Origin of the sequence: Marinobacter sp., assembly GCF_035268745.1 — a bacterium.
Lineage (GTDB): Bacteria > Pseudomonadota > Gammaproteobacteria > Pseudomonadales > Oleiphilaceae > Marinobacter.
On record NZ_DATFKH010000120.1, the window covers coordinates 60,363 to 75,308 of the forward strand.

The 14,946-nt window shown below is 58.5% G+C and carries 17 protein-coding genes; 8 read left to right on the forward strand and 9 right to left on the reverse strand.

Going from position 1 to position 14,946, the window contains the following annotated elements; all coding sequences use genetic code 11:
* The first annotated feature begins 2 nt into the window (after positions 1-2).
* Both hslO and VJ956_RS09485 read left to right on the forward strand, forming a co-directional pair.
* Positions 3-857, forward strand: coding sequence for an Hsp33 family molecular chaperone HslO (gene hslO / locus VJ956_RS09480; RefSeq protein ID WP_324084149.1), 855 nt, complete (start codon positions 3-5; stop codon positions 855-857).
* Between the two features lie 135 nt (positions 858-992).
* Positions 993-2,525, forward strand: a complete 1,533-nt coding sequence (locus tag VJ956_RS09485; RefSeq protein ID WP_324084351.1) for a phosphoenolpyruvate carboxykinase — start codon at positions 993-995, stop codon at positions 2,523-2,525.
* Positions 2,526-2,599: 74 nt separating this feature from the next.
* On the opposite strand, the gene VJ956_RS09490 is transcribed toward VJ956_RS09485, so the two are convergent.
* The gene (locus VJ956_RS09490) at positions 2,600-3,571 is read right to left on the reverse strand and encodes a PA2778 family cysteine peptidase (protein WP_324084353.1); all 972 of its coding nucleotides are present in this window, start codon (positions 3,569-3,571) and stop codon (positions 2,600-2,602) included.
* Between the two features lie 19 nt (positions 3,572-3,590).
* Positions 3,591-3,992, reverse strand: a complete 402-nt coding sequence (locus VJ956_RS09495) for a PA2779 family protein (RefSeq protein ID WP_414674417.1) — start codon at positions 3,990-3,992, stop codon at positions 3,591-3,593.
* Between the two features lie 264 nt (positions 3,993-4,256).
* Here VJ956_RS09495 and VJ956_RS09500 point away from each other — a divergent pair, with 264 nt between their 5' ends.
* Positions 4,257-4,529, forward strand: coding sequence for an HU family DNA-binding protein (locus VJ956_RS09500; RefSeq protein ID WP_324084152.1), 273 nt, complete (start codon positions 4,257-4,259; stop codon positions 4,527-4,529).
* A 14-nt stretch (positions 4,530-4,543) separates the two neighbouring features.
* Here VJ956_RS09500 and VJ956_RS09505 read toward each other — a convergent pair whose 3' ends face one another.
* Genes VJ956_RS09505 through gshB form a run of 7 tightly spaced genes read right to left on the reverse strand, consistent with a single transcriptional unit; the run spans position 4,544 to position 10,246 of the window.
* Complete coding sequence (locus VJ956_RS09505; RefSeq protein ID WP_414674418.1) at positions 4,544-5,839, reverse strand: dihydroorotase; 1,296 nt, start codon at positions 5,837-5,839, stop codon at positions 4,544-4,546.
* A complete protein-coding gene (locus VJ956_RS09510; RefSeq protein WP_324084154.1) occupies positions 5,836-6,849 on the reverse strand; it encodes an aspartate carbamoyltransferase catalytic subunit in 1,014 nt (337 codons plus the stop codon). Before VJ956_RS09510 ends, VJ956_RS09505 begins: the two co-directional genes overlap by 4 nt.
* Before the next feature lie 30 nt (positions 6,850-6,879).
* Complete coding sequence (pyrR, locus tag VJ956_RS09515) at positions 6,880-7,389, reverse strand: bifunctional pyr operon transcriptional regulator/uracil phosphoribosyltransferase PyrR (RefSeq protein WP_324084156.1); 510 nt, start codon at positions 7,387-7,389, stop codon at positions 6,880-6,882.
* Complete coding sequence (gene ruvX / locus VJ956_RS09520; RefSeq protein ID WP_324084159.1) at positions 7,386-7,838, reverse strand: Holliday junction resolvase RuvX; 453 nt, start codon at positions 7,836-7,838, stop codon at positions 7,386-7,388. Before ruvX ends, pyrR begins: the two co-directional genes overlap by 4 nt.
* 13 nt (positions 7,839-7,851) lie before the next feature.
* On the reverse strand, positions 7,852-8,418 hold the full coding sequence (locus tag VJ956_RS09525) for a YqgE/AlgH family protein (RefSeq protein WP_324084161.1): 567 nt from the start codon (positions 8,416-8,418) through the stop codon (positions 7,852-7,854).
* Positions 8,415-9,281, reverse strand: a complete 867-nt coding sequence (locus VJ956_RS09530) for a TonB family protein (RefSeq protein ID WP_324084164.1) — start codon at positions 9,279-9,281, stop codon at positions 8,415-8,417. The genes VJ956_RS09525 and VJ956_RS09530 overlap by 4 nt, the downstream gene beginning before the upstream one ends.
* The gene (gshB, locus tag VJ956_RS09535; RefSeq protein WP_324084166.1) at positions 9,281-10,246 is read right to left on the reverse strand and encodes a glutathione synthase; all 966 of its coding nucleotides are present in this window, start codon (positions 10,244-10,246) and stop codon (positions 9,281-9,283) included. Before gshB ends, VJ956_RS09530 begins: the two co-directional genes overlap by 1 nt.
* A gap of 246 nt (positions 10,247-10,492) precedes the next feature.
* On the opposite strand from gshB, the gene pilG reads away from it, so the two are divergent.
* From pilG to VJ956_RS09560, 5 genes are all read left to right on the forward strand, one after another.
* The gene (pilG, locus tag VJ956_RS09540) at positions 10,493-10,885 is read left to right on the forward strand and encodes a twitching motility response regulator PilG (RefSeq protein WP_324084167.1); all 393 of its coding nucleotides are present in this window, start codon (positions 10,493-10,495) and stop codon (positions 10,883-10,885) included.
* Between the two features lie 32 nt (positions 10,886-10,917).
* Entirely contained in the window at positions 10,918-11,280 is a 363-nt protein-coding gene (gene pilH, locus VJ956_RS09545; RefSeq protein WP_324084170.1) for a twitching motility response regulator PilH, read from the forward strand.
* A 20-nt stretch (positions 11,281-11,300) separates the two neighbouring features.
* Positions 11,301-11,846: a chemotaxis protein CheW gene (locus tag VJ956_RS09550; RefSeq protein ID WP_324084172.1), complete on the forward strand. Its 546-nt coding sequence runs from the start codon at positions 11,301-11,303 to the stop codon at positions 11,844-11,846.
* 94 nt (positions 11,847-11,940) lie between these two features.
* Positions 11,941-14,016: a methyl-accepting chemotaxis protein gene (locus tag VJ956_RS09555; RefSeq protein ID WP_324084174.1), complete on the forward strand. Its 2,076-nt coding sequence runs from the start codon at positions 11,941-11,943 to the stop codon at positions 14,014-14,016.
* Between the two features lie 27 nt (positions 14,017-14,043).
* A complete protein-coding gene (locus tag VJ956_RS09560) occupies positions 14,044-14,943 on the forward strand; it encodes a CheR family methyltransferase (protein ID WP_324084176.1) in 900 nt (299 codons plus the stop codon).
* Positions 14,944-14,946 lie beyond the last annotated feature (3 nt).

A 14,946-nucleotide genomic window follows, 5' to 3' on the forward strand; every position in this document is an offset into this window, starting at 1 on the left:
CCATGGCATCCGGGGACCAGTTCCAGCGATTTCTGTTCGAACACAGCCAGGTGCGGGGTGCCTGGGTCAGGCTTGACGAAAGCTATGCCCAGATTGGCGCCCAGGCCCCCTATCCGGAGTCCGTCCGACGGGTTCTGGGGGAATCCCTGGCCGCCAGCGTATTGATGAGCAGCACGCTGAAATTCGAGGGTACGCTGTCACTCCAGGCAAAGGGCGAAGGCCCGGTCAGCACCCTGATGGCGGAGTGCAGCCATGACCGCTTCATCCGTGGCATTGCCCGTTTTGACGAGCATGCCGTCAGTGATGAAAACTTCCAGGCAATGCTGGGCGAAGGCACCATGGCCATTACCATTTCACCGGAAAAGGGACAACGCTATCAGGGTGTGGTGCCGCGGGAAGAGCCCGATCTCGCGGGTTGTCTGAAGGACTACTTTGAACGCTCGGAGCAGATTCCCACCAGCTTTTTCCTGTTTGCCGATGAACACGGCAGCGCTGGCCTGATGCTGCAGAAGCTGCCGGGCACCAGTGGAGAGGACAGAGACCTCTGGGACCGCCTCAACCATCTGGCCAGCACTGTCCAGCCCGGGGAAATGCTCACTCTCGACAGCCAGACCCTGCTTCACCGGCTGTTCCACGAGGAAACGGTTCGGCTTTATGACGCCGAGCCCGTCGCCTTCCGCTGCAGCTGCTCGCGGGACCGGACCCTTGCTGCCCTGGAAGCGATTGGCAAGGATGAATGCTATGACATTCTGCAGGAACAGGGCTCGATCGAAATGGACTGTCAGTTCTGTCATGCTCACTATCGCTTCGATAGAAACGACATTGATCACCTTTTCACCGGGCATACGTTACACTGAGCCTTGTTAAAACTGGTCTGAAAAGCTCAAAACCCGGTCGCAGAGCGGCTTTCAGCGCATTCGTTTTTTACCGGCGACTCTGGCATAATGTCGCGCCTGAACGATCACGCGTACACCCCCGAGGGCGAGGTTGAAGTGAAAAATAGCTATCATGATCTGAGTGCAGCACCACTGGTTGAGCTGGCACTTGCAAGAGGTGAAGGAAAGCTGGCGGCGAACGGCTCACTGGTTGTTGAAACCGGCGCACGTACCGGTCGCTCGCCCATGGACCGCTTCATTGTCAAAGAGCCCAGTACCTCTGACGATATTCATTGGGGCCCGATCAACCGCCCGTTCGATGCGGAAAAATTCGATGCACTCTGGGAGCGGGTCGAGGCGTACATTGCCGAGCAGGACAGTTTTGTCTCCTGTGTGCATGTCGGCTCGGACCCCGAGCATTACCTGCCGGTCAAAATGACCACCGAGACCGCCTGGCAGAACCTGTTTGGTCGCAATCTTTTTATTGTGCCTGACAGCTATAACCCGGCCGACAAGCAGGAATGGCAGATTCTCAATGCCGCCAACTTCGAGTGCAAACCGGAGCGGGATGGCACCAACAGTGAGGGCTGCGTGATTATCAACTTCGCCAAACGCAAGGTGCTGCTGGCAGGCATGCGCTACGCCGGCGAAATGAAAAAGGCCATGTTCTCGGTGCAGAATTTCCTGCTGCCGGAGAAAGACGTGCTGCCGATGCACTGCTCCGCCAATGTCGGCGAAGACGGCGAAACCTGCCTGTTCTTTGGCCTGTCCGGCACCGGCAAAACCACGCTCTCGGCCGACCCTGCCCGCTTCCTGATCGGTGACGACGAGCACGGCTGGGGCCCTGGCACAGTGTTCAATATCGAAGGCGGTTGCTACGCCAAGTGCATCGATCTGAGCCAGAAAAACGAGCCCATTATCTGGGATGCCATCCGTTTTGGCGCCATCGTCGAAAACGTAATGGTGGATCCCAAAACCCGCGAACCGGATTACACCAACGTCAGCCTCACTGAAAATTCCCGCGTCGCCTACCCGCTGGAGCACGTAGAAAAGCGTGTTCCGGAAAACCGCGCCGGAGAGCCATCTCACATTGTCTTCCTGACCTGTGACATGACCGGTGTACTGCCTCCGGTATCCATTCTGAGCAAGGAAGCCGCAGCCTATCATTTCCTCAGCGGCTACACGGCACTGGTAGGCTCAACCGAAATGGGATCATCGTCCAAGCTGAAGGCTACTTTCTCGACGTGTTTTGGCGCGCCTTTCTTTCCCCGCCCGGCGGGCGTTTACGCCGAGCTGCTGATGAAGCGCATGGACGAGTTCGGCAGCAAGGTATTCCTGGTCAACACTGGCTGGACCGGTGGTCCCCACGGCACTGGCGAACGCTTCAGCATTCCCACCACCCGTGCGGTCATTGCCGCTATCCAGGATGGCGATCTTGACGACGCCGAAACCGAGCACCTGCCGACACTGAACCTGGATGTCCCCAAATCCGTGGAGGGGGTCGACAGCAAGCTGCTGAATCCGCGCAATACCTGGGCCAGCGAAGCCGACTACGATGCCAAAGCGGCGGAGTTGATCGGCCAGTTCGTCGAAAATTTCCGCAAATTTGATGTCTCCGATGCCATTGTGAAGGCGGGCCCGAAAGGCTGATCTGTAAGCATCAGCCAAAGCCTGGAAAAGCGCCCTGTCTTCATCGGCACGGCGCTTTTTTCCGGCCTGCAGCATCAGTCGGCCACAGGACACTGGATAAGGGGGCAGGAAAATCCCTCTGACGGAGTCTCCTGAGAGCTCCCGGAAACCGGCAGATCATCGGGATAGCTTCTCAGACCAACCTGATTGGCACAGGCGAGCGCAACCCCGGCCTGAGGTCCACAACCGGCCCGGGCCAGCGCATGAGCCAGATTATTCCAGCCGGACGCCAGCCCGGGGAATTTTCTCACGGTATCCGCATAATACCCGACAGCCTCAACCCATTCCTGCTTGGCAAAAGCAATATTACCCATGCCGAGGCGGGCAGCAGGCTCCTCCGGCCATTGCTCTGCGGCGGCCTGGTAGGCAGCAAAGGCCGCTGCGCTCTGGCTGGTCAGTTCCAGATCATGAGCGGCTTCCAGATAGGGCAGGGGCTGTGCGGTAGCGGGGAAGTCACCCGGAGGCAGAATAACGGCAGACCATTGCCCCGCTCGATCCCAGGTGCGGTAGAACACATTCACGGACTGGCGGTTGGCCCGACGGGTGTCGGTGTGCAGTACCAGCTCTTCTGCTGCCGGGTCGTAGCCGATCACGACCGCAAAATGCCACTGGGGAAACCAGTCAAATCCGAGATTCTGCATTACCAGAACCGGATGACCAGCGTCGATTTCGGCCAGAATAGCAGCAAGATCGGCTGCCAGCGGATACACCAGCAGACCGTATTGGCGGGCAGCAGCGACCAGTTCAACCTTGAGGCTGCCTTGCCGTTCCGGCAGATAAACCCGGGGCACCAGCTGTTCCGGTGTTACCGCAACGTCCTGGCTGGTGAGCATTGAGGCAAGGGCGGCCGGGCCGCACTGATAACGCTGTTGGGGAAAGAAAGGAACAGCCAGCCGAACCGGTGCCTCGCCGCCCTCATTATCGGCACCACCGGTCCTGTCCGGCCAGGGCGGAATGCTGGCGCAGCCGGCCATCAGCAGAACCAGGGCGCCGGTCAGCGCCCTCATTGACACGGTCAAAGCCTGGCTAGCGAATACAGTTGACGAAGCTGAAGATATTGGTGGCGCAGAGCATGTCCGTGATAATAAATACCAGCAGGAAAAGCACGATGACACCCACCACGTCCTGACCAACCGGCGCCTCCGCCAGCTGATTATTGAAATCCGCCAGCTCCGACGGCGTCAGGCTCTGGATGCGGTTTTCCAGCTCTGACTGATCCACACCCATGGTGCTGAGCGCTTCCTTCACATCCTGACGTTCCAGCATGGACATCAGTGACTGGCGATCCACTTCGGCCCTTTGTTCGCTCAGCACCTCACCCGTGCCAACGACACCCGCAACCGTCGTGCTCGACCAGGTCGTGGCAAGAGCCATGGCGAGGATCATGAACAGGGAAATCTGACGCAGGTAAACTCTGATCGACTGCATTGACACTACCTCCTGGATCGGACTGTTTGACGGAATGATTCTTCACCCTCCCGTCAGATTATCAGAGAAGCCGCTCGGAATCTGTTACTTGCAGGAGAGGCAAGCCTGCCAACTGCCAACCTTTTGCTGATCTGCAAACATTATCGCTCACCTCGCTGAATTCACTTGGGGTCGGGGTTTGCGCATTTGACCGCGACCCGCTATAGCTTTCCGGTGCCGGCGCCTCTAACGCGCCCTCACCCTTAGCCACCCGGAGAGATAGCTATGCGCAAACCCGAACTGGCCGCTGCTGTGGCCGACCAGACCGGATTGACCCGCGACAAGGCCAGCGAAGTAATCACCATATTCACTGATGAGATCTCGGCGGCTGCGGCCCGTGGCGAAGACGTCACACTGACTGGTTTCGGCACCTTCAGCATTCGTCAGCGGGAGCCCAGAGAGGGCCGTAATCCGCAGACTGGTGCAAGCATTCGCATTCCTGCAAGCAAGACGGTCGGTTTCAAGCCAGGCAAGGCGCTGAAAGCTGCTGTCCGTTGAGGCTGACGGGGATTTCACCCCGGTTCAGAGGACCAGGCCGTCTCTCCGCCGCAAAGGGTAAGGCGAACCCTTCCGGGCAATGACTCTGCGGGAAAGGGGTGATGGAGGCCGGCCGAGCAAAGATTGCTGGCCGATGGGGTCCAGGCCATGCCGGTGTCGAATGCGCAAAGATCGGCAGCGGCCCCCGGCGTGATCGCTGCGCTGCGCCCGATCACCGAGGCAGGCCCCTCGGTCAGCGCTTTCAGCAATTGCTGCCGGGTCAGTTCACCACGTTGCACCAACAACAACCCCATGGACAGCGTGGTTTCAATCGTGGACAGGCCGGGCTCGGTGGCTGCCACGGGCGCCTGTTTGGCAGCAGAATCATGGGGCTGGTGCTGACTGGTTATGGCGTCAATCACCCCGTCGCGCACACCGGCAACCAGCGCCTGGCGATCGGTCTCACCTCTGAGGGGCGGCCGAACGTAGTAACGGCTGTCAAAACCCGAGAGCGCCTTATCGGTGAACACAAGCTGATGCATGGCCACGTCAGCGGTTACGGCAATGCCGCGACGGCGGGCTTCCATCAGCATTTCAACGCTACGGGCACAGGACAACTGACTGAGATGCAGGCGCACCCCCGTTTCCTCAGCCAGCAACAGCATTTCCATCACTGCTGTCGTTTCCGCGACTTCAGGAATACCTATAAGCCCGAGCCGGGACGCCACCGGTCCGTCATGGGCATAGCCGTCCGCAGCCAGCGCCCGGTTCTCGGGGCTGAACATCACGGTTAACCCGAACGTTTGCGCGTAGGCCATACAGCGTCTCAGCACCCGGGCATTGCTCACCGTGCGACTACCGTTGCCCATCGCCACACAGCCCGCCGCCGACAGGCCTGCCATATCACTGAGAAGCTCACCCTCCAGCCCCCGGGTGATCGCACCTACCGGCAGTATGCGGACCGCTGACCGCTTGCCGGCTACATCAAGGATCAGATTGGTCACGGCCCCGGAATCATTTACCGGCGAGGTTTCAGGCGAGGCGCACAGTGTGGTGAACCCACCGTGGGCCGCAGCCCGGCTTTCGCTGGCAATATTGCCCTTCTGGCCATTACCCGGCTCTCTCAGATTGCAACAGAGGTCGACGAAACCCGGGCTGATAAGGCAGCCGCTGACATCGATGAACCGATCAGCGCTGGATCCGGAATCCGGGTCGGTTACCGACTCAATCCGTCCGTCACGGATAACCAGTGTCGCCGGTTCATCAGTCGTCGCAAGACGACCGCCAACCAGCGCCAGGCTGGAGGATGGGTCCCCGGTGGTAGTCCTCACGGCACTCTCCTCTGGGCCGCCTGGCGGTTGCGGTCGGCCATCTGGCCACCCATGGCCATGGACATCACCGCCATTCGAATCGCTATGCCGTTGGTGACCTGGTCGAGGATCACCGACTGCGGGCCGTCGGCCACCGCAGATTCAATTTCCACGCCACGGTTTATCGGGCCCGGGTGCATAACGATGCATTCCGGATGAGCCAGTGCCAGCTTTTCCCGGCCCAGACCATAAAGCCGATAGAACTCGCGCTCGCTGGGCAACAGCGCCCCTTCCATGCGCTCCTTCTGCAACCGCAGCATGATCACCACATCAACACCCCTAATGCCTCTCGCCATATCGTACTCGACAGTGCAGCCAAGACTTTCAACATCCGTGGGCAACAGGGTGGCTGGCGCAATCACCCGGACCTCGGCAGCGCCCAGCACCCGCAACGCCCCGATCTGGGAGCGCGCCACCCGGGAATGCAGAACGTCGCCGACGATCGCCACTTTAAGGCCCTCAAAGCTGCCTTTATGCTGACGTATCGTCTGCATATCCAGCATCGCCTGGGTCGGATGCGCGTGCCGGCCATCACCGGCATTGATAATGGCTACGCCGGGGGTCACGCTCTCGGCAATGAAGTGTGGTGCGCCGCTCTGGGAATGGCGAACCACGAACATGTCACTGGCCATGGCCTCGAGATTCAGCAGTGTGTCTGACAGCGACTCGCCTTTTGACGTTGCCGAGGTATTGATATCGAGGTTGAGCACGTCGGCTGACAGCCGTTTGGCGGCAAGCTCAAAGGTGCTGCGGGTACGGGTACTGGATTCAAAGAACAGGTTGACGACCGTGCGTCCACGCAGCAGCGGGACTTTCTTGATGCTGCGCTCGCCCACTTCGATAAAAGAGTCTGCGGTATCAAGGATGTCAGTGAGCAGCGCCCGGTCAAGGCCATCCAGCGTCAGAAAATGGCGTAACTGACCGTCCTCGGTCAGTTGCAGTGATGTGATCGGAGGATCCTGTGCCGTCATTGAGTGCCCGCTGGTGTCATTGTTTCTGGTTTATTCACCGGTTTCCCTGAGTTCGAGATATAACGGCTCCGGGCCACGCAGCTTGACCCGCTGGTTCGGCGCCAGGGCCAGTACCTGACCGGTGACGTCGGGCTGGACCGGCAGTTCGCGCGCGCCAAGGTCAACCAGAGTCGCCAGAATGATACTGGATGGACGACCGTAATCGAAAATTTCATTCATCGCCGCCCGAATCGTGCGTCCGCTCATCAGCACATCGTCGATCAGAACGATATCGCGACCCTCGGTATCGAATGGCAGGCTGGATGGCATGACTTTCGGGTTCAGGCCGACGCGACTGAAATCATCCCGGTAGAACGAGATATCCAGCTCGCCGAGCAGTGCCGGCAAGCCCAGGCGCTCATTTAGCTGTTCCGCCAGCCAGACACCGCCGGTACGGATACCGATCATGACCGGCGCGACGACTCCCCGATGCTCCAGCACTTCGCGAAGGCCGGCTTCCATCCGTTCCAGAAGCTGATCTACATCAGGCAATTGGGTCATTGAATTGCTCCCGGTCGGGTGTCCTGCGATTGCTGGTTGAACCAGGTTTCAAGAATCAGTACGGCGGCCCGGTCGTCGACTCCGTGTTTACCGTAGTTCCGACTGCCGCCTGCTGCCATCACGTCGCCCTTCGCTGCAAAGCTGGTCAGGCGCTCGTCCACCATCTCCACCGCTACATGAAAGCGGCCGTGAAGGCGCTTGCCAAACTTGCGGGCCCGCGCGCACATATCATTTTCAGTGCCATCCATATTAAGCGGTAGCCCCACCACTACCAGATCCGGCTGCCACTCCTGCAACAGCGTTCCGATCTGCTGCCAGTCCGGCAAACCGTCGCTGGCCGGCAGCATGGCTAAGGCCTGGCCGGTACCGAGCATTTCCTGGCCACTGGCCACCCCGATCCGGCGGGTTCCGAAATCAAACGCCAGCACCCGCCTTTGCCCTTGCGGCACCGGTTGCCCGCCCTCAGGCATGACCCACCGAATCACTGAGCTGATTGATATCGATCCCGATGGTCCTGAGCACCGCCTGATATCTGTCGGCCGGCGATGTATTGAAGAGAATATCAGCAGAGGCCTGGCAGTTAAGCCAGGCACTGCTGGATAATTCTTCTTCCAGCTGGCCTTCACTCCAGCCAGCATAACCCAGGCATACCAGGTAATGCTCCGGGCCCAGGCCATAACCGATATCCGCCAGCACATCGCGGGAAGTGGTCAACCAGATACCCGGAGTGACTTCGGCGGTGTTCTGCCAGCTCCTGTCGGGTGTGTGCAGAACAAAACCGCGCTCCTGCTGGACTGGTCCGCCGCCGTATACCGGTACATTAAGTTCGCCGCCCTCCATATCCAGCTGTTCCAGTATTTCACCCAGATGGATATCCAGCGGCTGATTGACCATCAGACCCAAAGCCCCTTCTCCGGAGTGCTCACAGATATAGATCACCGCCCGGTGAAACCGGGGATCCTGAAGATAGGGCGACGCCACCAGAAAGTGATTGCGCAGACTGTTGGGCGATTCCTTTGAAGCCGTCATCCCGAACTCAACCCCTGTTGACCGAATACCCAGGTACGGATAATTTCAAGTTCATCGACATTCTCCCTCAGTGAATCCGGGAACGGCGCAAACGGCGCGGCCATTCTGACAATCCGGATGGCGGCATCGTCCAGCACGGTACTGCCGGAAGATTCCAGAATCGCCAGTTCCTTCACTGTGCCGTCTTTTCGCAGCGAAACCAGAATCCGCGCATTCCCGTAAAGATTCGATTGCCGGGCTTCCGATGGATAATTGATATTACCCACCCGCACCACTTTATCGACCCAGTTGCGCACATAGGCGGCGTTGGTTGATCTCAGTGTAGACGCTGCAGTCACGCGCATCACCCGCGGCTTCCGGGCATAAGCCTGGCGCTGCTGGTCAAATCTCGCTTCCAGGCTGGCAATTTCCAGGCTGCGCTCCATCAGAGTCTGTTTTTCCCGCACCGGGAGCGGTTCTTCAATCTCCGCTTCGGCCGTCTCGGGCTCTGCAGCACTGCGTCGGGCACTGGCTTGCGTGGCCACTACCGACGACTCCTGACGGGCAACAGGCTCGGTCCGGGCAGGCGGCTGCGGCTGGACTGGCTCAATCTCATTGCGGCTGACATCCGATGCCTGCGGCGACGTCATCTCCATCGGCTCTGCTTCCGTGCCACTGCCCTTCTGACTGGTCTGCGCCAGAAAATCAGCTTGTTCCGGATCGGTCTCATCATCAGCCTGGGACAGGGTAATTTCCATGGTCTGCGCTGAAGATCGGGGCGGCTCAGGGGCGAAAGTAATGCCCAGCACGATGATCGCGTGAAGTGCCAGCGCGATAAAAAGCGTGAATGAAAACCGATCGAAGTCGCTGACCTGAACTGCCATTACTGCCTGTTACCCCTTTTTCCAAGATGCCGTTCAATGGCATCCATCAGCAGATCCGAGATATTGATTCCAAACGCCAGATCCAGTTCCCGGATGCAGGTGGGACTGGTGACGTTAATTTCCGTCAGGAAATCACCGATCACATCGAGACCCACCAGGATAAGTCCCTTCTGCTTTATCACCGGCGCTACCCGTTCGCAGATCTCGCGATCTCTTGCCGTCAGCTCGCGGCCTTCACCGCGTCCACCGACCGCCAGGTTACCGCGATTCTCGCCATCAGAGGGAATACGGGCAAGGGCGTAAGGCACTGGCTCACCGTCAATCAGCAGGATTCGTTTGTCACCCTGCCGAATTTCCGGCACATACCTCTGGGCCATGGCCTGATGCGCGCCGTTATTGGTCAGCGTCTCTATGATCACGCCCAGATTGGCATCGTTTTCCTTGATTCGGAAGATCGAACTGCCACCCATGCCATCAACCGGCTTCATGATCACGTCTTTGTGCTCGGCATAGAACTCGCGCAGGCGCTGGGACGAACGCGTCACTATCAGCGGCGGCGTGAGGTCGTCAAACTGGGTGGCAAAGAGCTTTTCGTTGCAGTCCCTCAGGGTCGCGGCCGGATTCACAACCAGAGCACCCTGCTGCTCGGCAGCCTCCAGAATGTATGTGGCCATCAGGAATTCGCGGTCTACCGGCGGATCCTGGCGCATCAGAATGACGTCCAGATCACCCAGAGCGCAATCCCGCGATTCCCCGTATTCAAACCACCTTAACGGATCCATATGTACCGTCAGATCCCGGGTCCGCGCCCGCGCCTGTGCGCCTTTGAGGTAAAGATCGGAAATCTCCATGTACTCGATGGACCAGCCCCGTTCCTGGGCGGCCACAAGCATGGCCAGAGAGCTGTCCTTTTTGAAGTGGATTTTCTCGATGGGGTCCATCACGATGCCAAGCCGGACTTTCATAGTGCCTCGTCTGATATAAAGGTAAAAAAAACCGGAACCGCTATGCAGAGCTCCCCTCACAATAAGTGCTATGCTGTGGTCACCGCTGGTATTGTACCCGCGCAAGTACATTTGGTCACAAAGTTCTACTATTTATACTGGCACTAATACTCTATAAATAAGCGTGGCTTATAGGACAACGTTCACGATTGTGTTAAAAAGCCCGGTCTGAAAATAACGATACGCAGAGCGCAAGGCTGTTGGACAATGGATGATAACTTCGAAAATCTGAAGATCATGGTGATCGACGACAGCAAAACCATTCGTCGAACTGCCGAAACCCTGTTGAAAAAAGTTGGTTGCGAAGTGATTACCGCAACCGATGGCTTTGATGCCCTGGCCAAGATAGCGGACTCCCAGCCCAACATCATATTCGTTGATATCATGATGCCCAGGCTGGACGGCTATCAGACCTGCGCGCTGATCAAGAACAACTCCTCCTTCAGAAAGACCCCCGTGATCATGCTGTCCAGCAAGGATGGTCTTTTTGACAAGGCGAAAGGACGCATTGTCGGGTCGGACCAGTACCTGACCAAGCCCTTCAGCAAAGATGAGCTGCTTAACACTATTCGCCAGTATGTTCCCACCGCGGAACAGTAACCCAGATCCAGCACTGACCTATTGAGGACACCATGGCCCGCATTCTGATTGTTGATGATTCTCCGACTGAGGTTAAGAAAATCTCGACCATTCTGGAAAAACACAAGCATGAGGTGCTGACAGCAGATAACGGAGCCGACGGCGTTGCAAAAGCGCGGGCTGAAACACCGGATCTGGTACTGATGGATGTGGTGATGCCCGGCCTGAATGGCTTTCAGGCTACCCGGCAACTGACCCGGGCTCCGGAAACGGCCTCAATCCCGGTGGTGATTGTCACTACCAAGGATCAGGAAACGGATCGTGTATGGGGCACTCGTCAAGGCGCCAAGGGATACCTGGTAAAGCCTGTTAACGAAGATGACCTGATAAAAACCATTAACAGCCTTAATGGCTGATTCCCAGACGTGGAGTGAGCATGTCTGCCGAGGCCGCCCCTTTTGCCATTCTGACCGATATCGCCCGGCGCAGCCGTGCAATCGCTGCCGGTCTGCCGGAGCAGCAGCAAGCCGTTGAACTCTGGAACGGAATCGGCTTTGTCCTTGGCGGTGAACTCTATGCTGCGCCCATGGGCGAAGTCATCGAAATCCTCCATGTCCCCCGCTATACCCACATACCGGGGGTCCGTTCTTTCATGCTGGGTGCCGCCAACGTTCGCGGCCGACTGCTTCCCCTGATTGATCTCGCCGGTTTTTTTGAGGTGCCCAGCTCATCACGCAACTATCGTGATCGCCGGGTACTGGTTGTGGAACAGGGAGACGTGTTCAGCGGCCTGGTGGTGGACAGTGTATCCGGGATGCAGTATTTCGCCGTCGACAGCCATGTGGCATCGCCACAGGGTGTTCCGGCAAGCGTACAGCCGTTTGTCAACGGCGGCTATGAACGTAACGAAGAAGTCTGGAAAGTGTTTTCCGCCGCCGATCTGCTCGACGACCAACGCTTTCTGAATGTAGCGCAATGGTAGGGGGAATGACAGCAGCTACCCCCAGCTTTCTGCCGAGCGCCCGCAGGAACCGACTTACGACTATCAAGATGAAGAAAAGGCCGGGAGCCAGACAATGAAAAATAGAGCCGGAAAACTCGGTATGGGGCAGGGAGGCAACAAGCTTGTTGCCTTCCTGATCGTCACACTGATTGCATTGACCGCCCTGCTCGTTGCAGTACTGTTCATCCTTAACCGGGACAGTCAGCACGATCAGCAATACATCGCTCATACGGCAGAACTGCGGGTGCTATCCCAGGAAATCGCAAAGAACGCGACGGAGGCCGCCGACGGTACTGCCTCTGCCTTCGACGCACTCAGGCGCTCAAGGGACGAGTTTGGTCGGCTCTGGGGCTACCTGATTAACGGCAACCCGGACACCGACCTGCCACCGAGCGAGCTCGCCCAGAACAGCGACGTCCAGCAGACCTGGGAGACAGTCCGTGACAATGCCGACAGCATCCTGTCAACTCGCGACACGGTGCTCGGCCTTCACGACGTGGCGCAGACGCTGAACGAAACCATTCCCCAGCTTCAGGTGGAATACGACGACATCGTCCAGATTCTTCTGGAGAATAACGCACCCGCCGAACAGATTGCCCTGGCACAGCGCCAGTCCCTGCTGGCAGAGCGGATCGTGCGTTCAGTCAACAATGTATTGTCCGGTGACGAAGACGCGGTGATTGCCGCTGACCGTTTCGGTCGCGACGCCAACCTTTTCGGCCGGGTATTCAATGGCCAGGTGAACGGCGATCCGGCAATGGGCATTTCCCGGGTTACTGACGACGACGCCCGCTACGGCCTGGAAGCCGTTGGGGAACTGTTCGAGTTCGTGTCCCAGAACGTGGACGCCATTCTTGAAGCCTCTCCCGACCTGTTCAGGGTGCGTACTGCCGCCAGCGATATCTTCCAGGACTCGCAGGTTCTGCTGGACGAGCTGTCAGTGCTTGCCGACAGGTTTACCGGCCAGGTCGGTTCCCGCTTCATCAATCCGACCCTTGCTTTCTTTATTCTGGCAGCAATGATCGGCATTGTTGCGATAATCGGTGTCGTGCTCTACCGCGAAGCCCAGGAACGCCTGGCCAAGACCCAGGAACAGAACGAACAGAACCAGAATGCGATTCTGCGCCTGCTGGACGAGCTGGCCGACCTGGCTGATGGTGACCTGACAACGGAGGCCACGGTTACCGAGGACTTTACCGGTGCCATCGCCGATTCCATCAACTACGCGATCGACCAGATGCGCGGACTGGTGCAGGCGATCCGTGGTACTGCCGTGCGGGTGGCATCAGCTGCCCAGGAGACCCAGGCCACAGCCAAGCACCTCGCCGACGCTTCCGAACACCAGGCCCAGGAAATTGCCGGCGCTTCTGCGGCGGTTAACGAAATGGCGGTATCCATCGACCAGGTGTCTTCCAACGCCGCTGAATCCTCCGCGGTTGCCGAAAGGTCCGTTGCGATTGCCAAGAAAGGCGCGGAAGTGGTGCAGAATACCATCCGCGGCATGGACAACATCCGCGAGCAGATCCAGGAAACCTCCAAACGGATCAAGCGTCTGGGTGAATCCTCCCAGGAAATCGGCGACATTGTATCGCTGATCAACGACATTGCCGACCAGACCAACATCCTGTCCCTGAACGCGGCAATCCAGGCCTCCATGGCCGGTGACGCCGGCCGGGGCTTCGCGGTGGTTGCGGACGAGGTACAGCGCCTTGCGGAACGTTCCTCGGCCGCCACCAAGCAGATTGAAGCGCTGGTTAAAACCATCCAGTCGGACACCAACGAAGCCGTTATCTCCATGGAACACACCACTGCCGAGGTTGTCCGTGGTGCCCGCCTGGCGCAGGACGCCGGTATCGCGCTCGAGGAAATCGAGAACGTATCCATGTCGCTGGCGGAACTGATCCAGAACATCTCCAACGCCGCGCGTCAGCAGTCGTCTTCTGCGGCTCATATTTCCAACACCATGAACGTCATCCAGGAAATCACCTCGCAGACGTCCTCCGGTACCAACGCTACGGCGAAGTCTATCGGTAATCTCGCCGAGATGGCTTCCGAGCTGCGGTCCTCGGTTGCCGGTTTCACGCTGCCGGACGCGGACACGACTGATCAGGAAGAAGAGGAAGACGACGACGTTCCGGTGGTTAGCTGACATTGAACCCGAGGCCGCTGGCAGTTTATGGCTGAGACCCGCGACGACCTGTCGACCGCTGACGGTATCTGGTCCCTGCGCCGACTCCCGGAGATGGACGAGGCGCAGTTCAGCCAGTGGCAGACTCTGCTGGAGCACCGGACCGGCATGGCGCTGACCGAGAGCCGCAAGTCGTTTCTCGAAACCAATCTCGGGATACGCATGCGGGAAATAGGCTGCAACAGTTACCAGGCCTATTACGAACAGATTGTTTCTGGTCCCGACGCCATCGTTGAGTGGGCCACGCTGGTTGACAGGTTGACTGTTCAGGAGACGCGCTTCTTCCGGGACGAGGATGCGTTCCGGCTGGTATCGGATTACGTGATGACCCGGCCCCGGGAAACGCTCAGGAAACGTCCGCTGGAGGCGTGGAGCGTGGGTTGCTCGACGGGAGAGGAGGCCTACACCCTGGCCATGATCCTGAATCAATGCATGGAAGCTCTGGCGCTGAAACCTCTGTTTGGCGTCACCGGGTCCGACATCAGCAAACCGGCCATCACCAAGGCCAGGTCGGGGCTGTTCAGCGCCAGAAAGCTGACCAGCATAGACAAGACCATGAAAAACCGGTATTTCCGCCCGGCACAACGGAATACTGTCGAGATTGTTGCAAGCATCCGGGATCGGGTGTGTTTTACCCATCTGAACGTGCTGGACCTCAAGCACGCGCCGATGCACGGAGTGAACATTATTTTCTGCCAGAATCTGCTGATTTACTTTCGGCGCTGGCGCCGCAGAGAGATTGTAAAACGGCTTGCAGAAAGACTGGCGCCCGGGGGGCTGCTGGTGCTGGGGCAAGGGGAACTGACCGACTGGCATCCCCCTGGCTTGCAGAGGGTGCCCTCGGAACATGTGCTGGCGTGGATCAAACGCCAGCCTGACGAAGAATAACCG